The sequence below is a fragment of the Streptomyces rubellomurinus genome (assembly GCF_000961885.1).
In the GTDB taxonomy this organism is placed as follows: Bacteria; Actinomycetota; Actinomycetes; order Streptomycetales; family Streptomycetaceae; genus Kitasatospora; species Kitasatospora rubellomurina.
This window is the reverse complement of record NZ_JZKH01000038.1, coordinates 62,296-72,371: the sequence shown is the minus strand read 5'-3', so window position 1 is coordinate 72,371 and position 10,076 is coordinate 62,296. Positions and strand designations below refer to the sequence as shown.

Sequence of the window (10,076 nt, the reverse complement as noted above, 5' to 3'; positions counted from 1 at the left end):
GGCCGGGGCCGGGCGGGACGGCGAGGCGGCGTCGGCGGCCGGTGGGCGCGGCGGCCGGCTCGGGCAGCGCGGGCGGCGGACCGGCGGGCAGGGCGTGCTCCAGGCCGGGGTAGACCGGTGCGTCGGGCAGCCCGGGCAGGGCGAGGCCGCCGGAGGAGTCCTCGGCGGAGGGCAGGCCGCGGCGCCGGCGGGGCCTGGCCTCGCCGCCGTCGCCGACCGGGGTGCCGGGCTGCTCGGGGGCCGCCTCGGCGGGGGTCGGGCCGGGGCCGAGCGCGAGCGGTTCGCGGCCGCCGGGCCGGGCCTGCTGCGGGCGGCCGCCCTCGACGGGCACGGCGTAGGCGGGGCCGGAGCCCCCGTCGTCCTTGCCCCACGGGTCGTTCGGGGCGCCGTCCGGTCCGGGCAGGCCCTGGCGTCCGTACGCGGGGTCGTTGCCGGTGCCGTGCCACTGCTCGGGGACGTCCCGCTCGATCCGGGCGGGGGCGTTCGGCCACTGGTCGGCGGGCGCGGCGGGGGCCGGGGCCGCCGGGGTCTCGGCGGCGGGTCGGCCGCGCCGGCCGCGCCGCTCGGCGGGGGGCTCCTCGGCGGGTGCCTGCCGCGGCTCGCCCTCGGGGGCGTTCGCGGCCTCCGCGGTGTCCGTGCTGTTCGTGTTGTCCGTGCCGTTCACGGCGTTCGCGGCGGGCTGGGCCGGATCGCCGCTGCTGGGCAGCTGCGGGATGCCGGGCAGCTCGGGCAGGACGGCGCTGTCGCTCTCCTTGGGCCGGTCCGAGCGGCCCTCGGCGGCGGCGCGTTCGGCGGCGGCCTTCGCGGCGACCGGGTCCAGCGGCAGCTCGACGACGTACGTGGTGCCGGCCTTGCCGGGCAGCTCGTGCGGCTGGAGGACGCCGCCGTGGCGCTCGACCACCGCGCGGGCTATCGGCAGGTGGACGGGGCTGCCGCCGCGGCCGGGGCCGCGGATCTCCACCCGGGCGACCTCGCCGCGCTGGGCGGCGGCCAGCACGACGGTCGGCGGGGCGGCGGCGGCCTGCACGGCGACCGGGCCGGGCAGCCCGGGGACGGCCAGACCGGGGGAGACGGGCGCGGGGGCGTCCAGCGCGGGGCCGACGCCGCTGACGTCGGCGACCAGGTGGGCCAGCGCCTGGGCCAGCCGCCGCTCGTCGGCGATCACCTCGACCGCGGCGGCGTGCACCGAGAACCGGACCCGGCCTGGGCCGGTCAGCTCGCCGGCCTCCTCGACGGCCCGCCGGACCACCAGGTCCAGGCCGACCGGGACGCGCTGCTCGGCCGGCTTCCGGCCGCCCTTGCCGTCCTTGTCCCCGCCCTCGGCCGGGCCGGCCTCGCCGGACTCGGCGCGCTGGTGGGCCAGCACGCCGTCGATCAGCTTCCCGTACCGGCGGCACTCGTCGGCGAGCCGGCGCAGCGTCCAGTTGGCCTCCGGCCAGAGCTGCCCGGCCGGGTCGGCGGCGAGCCGTTCCAGCCGCTGGTTCAACGCGGTCAGCGCGCTGCCGAGCTCGTCCTCCAGGACGGCGGTGAGGTGTTCGTTGCGGGCGACCAGGGCGAGTTCGCGGCTGCGGTCGGTGAACGTCATCACCGCGCCGACCAGCTGGTCGCCGTCCCGGACGGGGGCGGTGGTGAGGTCGACGGTGACCGGCCGGCCGTCCTTGCGCCACAGCACGGTGCCGCGCACCCGGTGCTTGCGCCCGGAGGCCAGGGTGTCCAGCAGCGCGGACTCCTCCAGCGCCAGCGGGGTGCCGTCCGGCCGGGAGTGCTGGATCAGCGGGTGCAGCTCGCGCCCGCCCAGCTCGCTCGCCCGGTACTCCAGGATGTGCGCGGCGGCCGGGTTGACCAGCACGCAGCGCCCTTCGAGGTCCACCCCGAGCACGCCCTCGGCGGCGGCCCGCAGGATCATCTCGGTCTGCTTGTGCTGGCGCCGCAGCTCGGCCTCGACGCCGAGCCGGCCGGAGAGGTCGCGGACCAGCAGCAGGAGCAGGTCCGAGGAGGAGGGGGAGCGCGAGCCCTCGCGGTACGGGTCGTACGGGACGAGCGGGGAGAGCGCGTAGCCGCGGCCCTCGCTGCCGTCGTCGGTGAAGTCGTTGCCGGAGACCTCGACCGGGAAGGTGACGCCGTCGGTGCGGTGGGCGGTCATCCGGACCGGGCGCTCGATCGGCTCGCCCTCGCGGGTGGCCGGGCGCATCGAGCCGGGGATGCGGCTCGGGTCGAACTCGGGCAGCAGGCCCAGCACGCCCATGCCGACCAGTGAGGTGCCCGGCGCCTGCAGCGCCTGGACGGCCGCGCTGTTGGCGTCCACGACGGTGCCGTTGCTGTTCACCAGCAGCAACGCGTCGGGCAGGGCGTCGAGTATGGCGGCGAGGCGAGCAGCGCCTCGGATCGGCCTGCTGCTCACGTCGACAGGTCTCCTCGGCTCAGGGCAGCTCCTCCGGAGACGGCAGTATCTCATTCTTCTTTGCGGCGGGGAGGACCCGCCTAGTAACGTGGGCGGTGGTTGGTGCCGAGCCCCCGGGTTGTGGCATCATCACTGACACACGGAACGGGCCCGCTCGCGCGGGTACGGTCCCTGTGGGGAGGCTTCGCCTAGTCCGGTCTATGGCGCCGCACTGCTAATGCGGTTTCGGGGTTATTCCTGATCGAGGGTTCAAATCCCTCAGCCTCCGCCAGCCGAGGAGCCCCGTCGACGATCTTGTCGGCGGGGCTCCTCGCATGTCCGGACCCGGTCGCGGCCCCGGGTCCGCGGGGCGGTCCTCCGGCCCCGGAGCAATCGATTTCGTCCCACGTCGCAGGTCATGTAATGTTGTCCTCGCACCGCCCCGGAGACAACGTTCACCAGGGCGAGCGCTCATAGCTCAACGGATAGAGCACTTGACTACGGATCAAGAGGTTGCAGGTTCGAATCCTGCTGAGCGCACCAAAACTCCGCAAGATCGGGTTCGCCCGTTCCTTGCGCTCATAGCTCAACGGATAGAGCACTTGACTACGGATCAAGAGGTTGCAGGTTCGAATCCTGCTGAGCGCACCAGCAAGAAGCCCCCGGCCATCGGCCGGGGGCTTCTTTCGTTCTCCGTTCCGTCCCGGGCCGTTTCGTTCCCGGGGCGTTCCCGGCCCGTTCCCCTCGGCCGTTCGAGCGGCGGTCGATTGCCGCCTAATGGATGAAATGCGGCTGTTTCGGGTACATCCCGTCCTGCCGCCCGGATCGCCGCCGAACGGGTGGGACCCGGGCAAAAGCGCAGGTGTCGCAGTATGACCGGCTCCGGATCGTGATTCCGTTTTGTCAGATCTTGTGCCCAGACTGCCCGGCACCCCGGCAGCCGACCGCGAAGGAGAGCCGGATGAGCCGACAGTTCCCCCGCACAGCTGCCGCCCTCGCCGTCCTCACGGCCGGGCTGCTGACCGGCTGGAACGCCCCGCTCTCGGTGGCCCAGCAGTCCCCCGACGCCTGGTCGGGGGAGCACCGGGCCGTCCTGCCCTCGGGCCTCGCCGTCCAACTCGACTTCACCGGCACCGCCGGCACCGCCGTCACCGCCTCGGCCGGGGAACTCGCCGACCGGCCCGGCGGGGGGCGCGCGGCCACGGCGTACGCGGACGGCATGCGCGCCGGAGATCCCGCGCAGGTCTTCGCCGTCGCCGCGGACGGCCCGCGGACGGACGGCTCCTGGCAGCAGGTCGGAACGCTCCGGGTGACCTTCTCCCGGCCGGTCCGCAACCCCCGGCTGCACCTCAGCGGGCTCGCCGCGCTCGCCACCGGGAAGTCCGGCACCACCAGCACCGCGGCCCGGCTGACCCTCACCGGCGGCTCGCCCGCCGCCCCCACCCTGATCGGCCGCACCGACTGGCCCGGCTGGAAGGTCGACGCCACCGGCCTCGCCCCTGCCGGGGCGGACGGCAGCGGCGACGCCACGGCCGGCACCGCCGCCGAGGGCACCCTCGAACTCGCCGGGACGGTCCGCACCGCGGAGTTCCGCGTCGAGCAGCGCTCCACCGCCCGGGCCGGCAGCACCACCGCCGCACCCGCGCTGCGCCAGGCCTACACCGTCACCGTCGACGAGGACCTCGGCACCGCCCCGCAGGACTACGGCAACGCCTCGCACGTGCTCACCGACCTGTTCCTCGGCCAGGACGCCGCCGGCTCCGCCCACCGCACCCGGGCCGCCTCCGCCGCCGGCGGGCCCGGCGACGAGCCGCTGGTCCAGCTCGACCACGGCGCCGCGCGGCGCAGCCCCTTCGACCGGCCCGTCGCCAGCCCGCCCCCGCCCCGGCTGCAGCCCGGCCGCGGCGAGTACCAGGGCGCCGACCCGTCCATCAGCTTCCCCGCCGAGGCCGCCATCGGCCGCTACTACCGGCTCACCGTCCCGGTGGCCGTGGGCGACCAGCCCGCGACCCTGGCCGGCTGGATCGACTTCGACCACACCGGCCACTTCGACCCCGCCGAGCGGGTCCAGACCGAGATCCCGGCCGGCGCCGACACGGCGACGCTGGAGTGGACCGTCCCGCCCGGCGCGGTCAGCGGCGAGACCTGGGCCCGGCTGCGGATCGCCCGCGACACCAGTCAACTCGTCCCCTCCGGCGGCTTCGCCGACTCCGGGGAGGTCACCGACCAGCGGGTCAAGCTCACCGTGGGCGCCGCCCGGCCCGAGATCGCCGAGCCCGTCGACGGCAGCACGCTCTCCGACGCCCGCCCGCAGATCCGCGGCGAGGGCGCCATCGCCGGCGCCACCGTCGAAGTCCGGGACGGCGACACGGCGGTGTGCAGGGCCCGGGTCGGGCGCGGCGGCGACTGGTCCTGCCGCCCCGACGCGGCGCTCGGCGCCGGGCCGCACGCCCTCAGCCCGGTCGAGACCACCAGCGGTGGCGTCGTGCTGCGCGGCGAGGCCGTCCGGGTGCGGGTCAAGACGGCGCCGCCGAGCGCGCCCGTGCTCAGCCTCCCCGAGTACACCAACGACCCGGGGCTCTCCCTCACCGGCACCGGCGAGGCCGGCAGCACCGTCTCCGTCGCCGACCAGAACGCCGGCGTCGACCTCTGCACCACCGGCGTGCGGGGGGACGGCCAGTGGTCCTGCCTCCCGGTCGAGAACCTGGCGGACGGGCGCCACCTGCTCACCCCGGTCGCGGTCGACGCCGCCGGGAACCACACCCCCGGGCAGACGGCGTCGCTGGTCGTCGACACCGTCCCGCCGGACAAGCCCGTCCTCACCTCCCCGGCCGCCGGCGAGACCGTCCGGACCAGTCGGCCCAAGCTCGCCGGGAAGGCCGAACCCGGAGCGAACGTGCTGGTCACCGCCCGGGCGGGCGGGTCGGACCAGACGCAGACGACGGTGCTGTGCGGGGCCGCGGCGGCGCTCGACGGCAGCTGGAGCTGCACCGCCAACCGGGATCTGACGGACGGGGAGCAGCAGCTCGTCGTCACGGCCACCGACCGGGCGGGGAACGCGAGCTCGGCGAACCCGGTGGCGATCCGCGTCGCCGCGGAGGGGCCGGGGGCGGCGACGCCTACGGCGTCGGCGTCCGCTTCGGCGTCCGCCGGGCCGGTGGCGCCGAGCCCCACGCCCACCGTCACGCCCACTGCGACTGCCAGTGTCACGGCCTCGGCTTCGCCGAGCGCGTCGGCGAGTGCGGTGGCTGAGGTTCCGGTGCCGGGGGTGGTGCCGCCGGGGGTGGTGCCGATCGTGGTGCCGCCGGTGACGGTTCCTCCGGTGCCGGTGCCGACCGGTCCAGTGGCTTCGCCGAGTGCCACGGCCTCGGCGGTGGCGTCCGCGAGCGCGGTGGCCTCGCCGAGCGCGTCGGCGAGTGCGGTGGCTGAGGTTCCGGTGCCGGGGGTGGTGCCGCCGGTGGCGGTGCCGATCGTGGTGCCGCCGGTGACGGTTCCTCCGGTGCCGGTGCCGACCGGTCCAGTGGCTTCGCCGAGCGCCACGGCCTCGGCGGTGCCTTCGCCGAGCCCGGCGGTTTCGCCGAGCGCATCGGTGAGTGCGGTGCCTTCGCCGAGTGCATCGGTGAGCGCGGTGGCTGAGGTGCCGGTGCCGGGGGTGGTGCCGATCGTGGTGCCGCCGGTGACGGTTCGTCCGGTGCTGGTGGCAACGCCGAGCGGCACGGCGTCGGCGGCGGTCGGTCCGAACGCGGCGCGGACGGCGGCGGCCGTGGCGTCCGGGGCCGCGTCGGCGAGCCCGGTGGTCGCTCCGGCGGCGCCGAGCCCGACCGCCTCGACCGCCGCCCCGGCCTCGGCGGCTCGTTCGGGCTCCGGTGTCGCTTCGGCCGCTGCGCCGCAGCCGAGCGGTGGGCCGTCCCCGGCGGTGTCGGCGGCGCCCGTCCTCTCCGCTCCGCCGTCCCCGACTGCCTCGGCCTCGGCCCCGGCCGCCGGGCAGGCGGAGGAGGCGGGGGAGGACGAACCCGCCGGGGGAGCGGCGCGGCCGCAGGCGGCCCCGCCCGCCGATGAGCAGGCGGCCGCCGCGCCGCACCGGGAGTCCGGTTGGCGCGCCGCGCTCGCCGGGGTCCTGCTCGTGCTCGCCGGGATCGGGCTGATCACCCGCCGGGTGTTCGCCCGGGGACCCGGCAGCAGAAGGCGCTGACCAGCGCCGACTCGTCCGAACTGTCCCGACCATCCGTTCATGTGCCTGCGCGTCAGGTCCGGCTTTGGATGATTCGTCAGCAAATGTCGACACACCTCAGCTCAAATGTCGCATTTGATGACGTATGAACTTAGCCTGACTCTGGCACTGCCCGTCAGATCCGGGCCGCCCGTTGCGCGACACACCGACCCTGAGGACCCGTGCATGGACGTCACCCGCGATTCTTCGCAGCGACCCGACCACCTGCCCAAGACGCTTCCGCCCGTACTGCCGGAACGTTCCGCCTCGGGCGCGAGCCCGCTGGCCAGAGCCGCGACCGCGAAGACCGGCAAGCCGGTCGGCCCGGTCGACGGCGGGCCGGCGACCACCCCGTTGGCGGTCGTGCCGGTCCCGTCCGCGGCGAGCCCGGTGGACCCGCGCGACCCGCTGGAGGCCGCCGCCCCGGAGACCGTCGAGCTGCCCGAGGTCGGTGCGGTCGGCGTGCCCGCCGCCGCCACCTCGCGCCGCCCCCCGCGCGCGGACCAGGCGCTGCGCGAGCACCGCGCCACCGCGCTGCCCGGCTGGGTCGCCCTGCTGGCGGTGCTGCTCGGCGTGGCGGGCGTGCTGTACGTGCTGCTGCGCACCGGCGTGATCCCGCACTGGGACCGGCTGCCCGACCTGCGCACCGGTGCCGTGCGGGCCGCTGGGCGGGCCGAGGTGGACGCCGTGTCGGTCGCCGCGGTGAGCGCGGCCGGCCTGCTCGTGGTGGTCGTGCTCGCCGGCCTGCTGGCCAACGCGGGCGGCGAGACCCGGGTGCTGACCCGCTGGGGCCGCTACCGGGGCACCGTCCGCCGCACCGGCCTGGTCTGGGTCAACCCGCTGCTGCGCCGGCGCCGGGTGGACGTGCGGCTGCGGCACTGGCGCAGCGAGCCCGTGAAGGTGGTCGACCGGACCGGTACGCCGATCGTCGTGCGGCTGCTGGTCGTCTGGCGGGTCAAGGACACCGCGCGGGCGCTGCTGGCGATCGAGGACCACGAGGGCTACCTGCGCGAGCAGGTCCAGGCGGTGCTCACCCGCACCGCGTCCACCCTGCCGTGCGACAGCAACGCGGCCCCCGGGCCGGCGCTGCGCGACGGGCAGTGGTTCGCCGACGAGCTGACCCGGGCGCTGGCCGCCGAGGCGGCCCCGGCCGGGCTGGAGGTGTACTCGGCGCAGCCGCTCGCGCTGGACTACGCGCCCGAGGTCGCCGAGTCGATGCGCCGTCGCCGGCTGGCCGACCTGGACGCCGGGCTGCGGACGGTGCTCGTCGACGACGCGGTTGAGGCGGCCGCGCTGGCCGTGCGCCGGCTGGAGCGGGCCACCGCCCACGAACTGGACGAGGCTGCCCGCAGCGCGCTGATGGAGCAGTTGCTGGTCGCCTTCGTCGCCCCGGCCGGAGTGGCCGCCTCGGTACCGCCCCCGGCCGCCCGGGCCGGGCGGAAGGAAGGACGACCCGCATGAGGATAGCCACCGGCGCGTACGCCGAGCCCGACGTCGAGGCCTGGGCCGGTTCCGGCCTGATCGGCTTCGAGGAGAGCTTCGGCAGCGTCCCCGCGATCGCCGGTTGCGGCTGCCCGAACTGCGCGGCCCGGCCGCGCACCGCCCGCCCCGCCGCGTCGGCCGGTGGCAGCCGAATACACCGGGTGGTGCGGGGCACCTGCCTGGCCACCACCGTGCTGGCCGGGGCCGGTGCGCTCGGTCTGACGGCCGGGGCCGGGGCCGCGCACGCCGCGGCCGGCAAGCAGGGCTGGGACGGGTCGAAGTACTGGTTCAAGAACGGTGCGGGGGAGTGGCGGTGGACCAGCCACCGCGACGTCTACCTGAGCCGCACCGGCGACTCCGGCGCCGCGCCGGTGTCCAACGGCTCGGCCTCCTCCTGGGGGCTGCGGCAGGGCTGGGACGGGTCGAAGTACTGGTTCAAGAACGGCTCGGGCGAGTGGCGGTGGACCAGTCACTACGACGTCTACCTGAACCGCACCGGGCAGTCCGGCGGCGGCCCGGCGCCGCAGGCCCCCCGGCCGGCCGAGGACCGCGCGTCCACCGGGAGCAACGAGGCGGCGATCGACTACGCGCTCGCCCAGCTGGGCAAGCCGTACGTCTGGGGCGGCAACGGCCCGTCCGGCTACGACTGTTCCGGGCTGGTCCAGCAGGCCTACCGGCGCAGCGGGATCAGCCTGCCGCGGGTGGCCGACGACCAGTACGCGGCCACCACGCCGATCAGCGCGGGGCAGCTGCGCCGCGGCGACCTGGTGTTCTGGTCGGACAGCGGCCGGGCCTCGGGGATCCACCACGTGGGGATCTACCTGGGCGGCGGCACGTTCGTCGAGGCGCCCCGGCCGGGCAGGACCGTCCGGATATCCACGCTCAACCCGGGCTACTACCCGACCCACTTCGGGCGGCCGTAGCGCGGGGGTGAACGGGTTCGGGCCGCTGGCAGGAACGTTTCTGCGAGCGGCCCGGCCGTCGTTCGGGAGGCCCTACGCGGAGGCGTCGTCCAGCAGGGCGGTCTGCGCCGGGGTGAGCTCCAGCGCGGCGGCGGCCAGCAGCGGGGGCAGCTGGTCGACGGTACGGGCGCTGGCGATCGGGGCGGCCACCGTCGGGCGGGCGGCGAGCCAGGCCAGGGCGACCGTGGCGACCTCGACGCCGTGCTCGGCGGCGACGGTGTCCAGCGCCTCCAGCACCTTGGGGCCGCGCGGCTCGGCCAGGTAGCGGGCGGCGCCCTCGGCGCGGGCGCTCGGGACCTCCGGGCCGCCCGGGCGGTACTTGCCGGTCAGGAAGCCGGAGGCCAGCGCGTAGTACGGGACGGTGGCCAGGCCGTGCTCGGCGACCACCTCGGCCAGCGGGCCCTCGAAGGTGGCGCGCGAGACCAGGTTGTAGTGCGGCTGGACGGCCACGTACGGGGCCAGGCCCTCGCGCTCGGCGAAGGCCAGCGCCTCGGCCAGGCGCTCGGCGCCGATGTTGGAGGCGGCGACGGCCCGGACCTTGCCCTCCCGGACGAGCTCGTCCAGCGCCGTCACGAACTCCTCGACCGGGGTCTCGTCGTCCCGGTGGGTGTAGTAGAGGTCGATGTGGTCGACGCCCAGGCGGCGCAGCGAACCCTCGGCCGAGGCCTTGATGGTGGCCGCGCTCAGGCCGCTCGCCTCGGGGTGCATGCCGACCTTGGTGGCGATCACCACGTCGTCGCGGTTGCCCCGGCTGCGCAGCCAGGCGCCGATGACGGTCTCGGACTCGCCGCCGGTGTTGCCCGGGGCCCAGGCCGAGTAGACGTCGGCGGTGTCGATGAAGTTGCCGCCGGCGGCCGTGTAGGCGTCCAGGACGGCGAAGGACTGCTGTTCGTCGGCCGTCCAGCCGAAGACGTTGCCGCCGAGGGAGAGCGGGAAGACGGACAGGTCGGAGGAGCCGAGGCGCACCCGGCTGGGAGTTCCGGTCATGCCCGCAGTCAACCGGATCACGGGACGGCGCATTCCTGCGGTCGCACGGATTTCA

General features: G+C 76.0%; 5 protein-coding genes and 3 tRNA genes. 6 read left to right on the top strand and 2 right to left on the bottom strand.

Translation table 11 applies throughout. The features are described from left to right. Positions 1-2,401, bottom strand: a 2,401-nt coding sequence (locus tag VM95_RS19590; protein WP_157882150.1) for a PAS domain-containing protein, incomplete at its 3' end; no start/stop codon positions are given. Between the two features lie 177 nt (positions 2,402-2,578). Here VM95_RS19590 and VM95_RS19585 point away from each other — a divergent pair. The 6 genes from VM95_RS19585 (at position 2,579) to VM95_RS38925 (ending at position 8,995) form a co-directional block, all read left to right on the top strand. After that, positions 2,579-2,672, top strand: a tRNA-Ser gene (locus VM95_RS19585). A 175-nt stretch (positions 2,673-2,847) separates the two neighbouring features. Beyond that, positions 2,848-2,923, top strand: a tRNA-Arg gene (locus VM95_RS19580). A gap of 32 nt (positions 2,924-2,955) precedes the next feature. Further along, positions 2,956-3,031, top strand: a tRNA-Arg gene (locus VM95_RS19575). A gap of 310 nt (positions 3,032-3,341) precedes the next feature. Then, a complete protein-coding gene (locus VM95_RS19570; protein WP_045698566.1) occupies positions 3,342-6,572 on the top strand; it encodes an Ig-like domain-containing protein in 3,231 nt (1,076 codons plus the stop codon). Between the two features lie 204 nt (positions 6,573-6,776). Continuing rightward, positions 6,777-8,051 carry an SPFH domain-containing protein gene (locus VM95_RS19565; RefSeq protein ID WP_052707450.1) on the top strand — a complete coding sequence of 425 codons (1,275 nt, stop codon included), beginning with the start codon at positions 6,777-6,779 and terminating at the stop codon, positions 8,049-8,051. Further along, positions 8,048-8,995: a C40 family peptidase gene (locus tag VM95_RS38925; RefSeq protein ID WP_052707449.1), complete on the top strand. Its 948-nt coding sequence runs from the start codon at positions 8,048-8,050 to the stop codon at positions 8,993-8,995. The genes VM95_RS19565 and VM95_RS38925 overlap by 4 nt, the downstream gene beginning before the upstream one ends. Positions 8,996-9,067: 72 nt before the next feature. Here the strand turns inward: VM95_RS38925 and VM95_RS19555 are convergent, their stop codons facing one another. Further along, positions 9,068-10,021: an aldo/keto reductase gene (locus VM95_RS19555; RefSeq protein WP_045698563.1), complete on the bottom strand. Its 954-nt coding sequence runs from the start codon at positions 10,019-10,021 to the stop codon at positions 9,068-9,070. Positions 10,022-10,076: the final 55 nt, after the last annotated feature.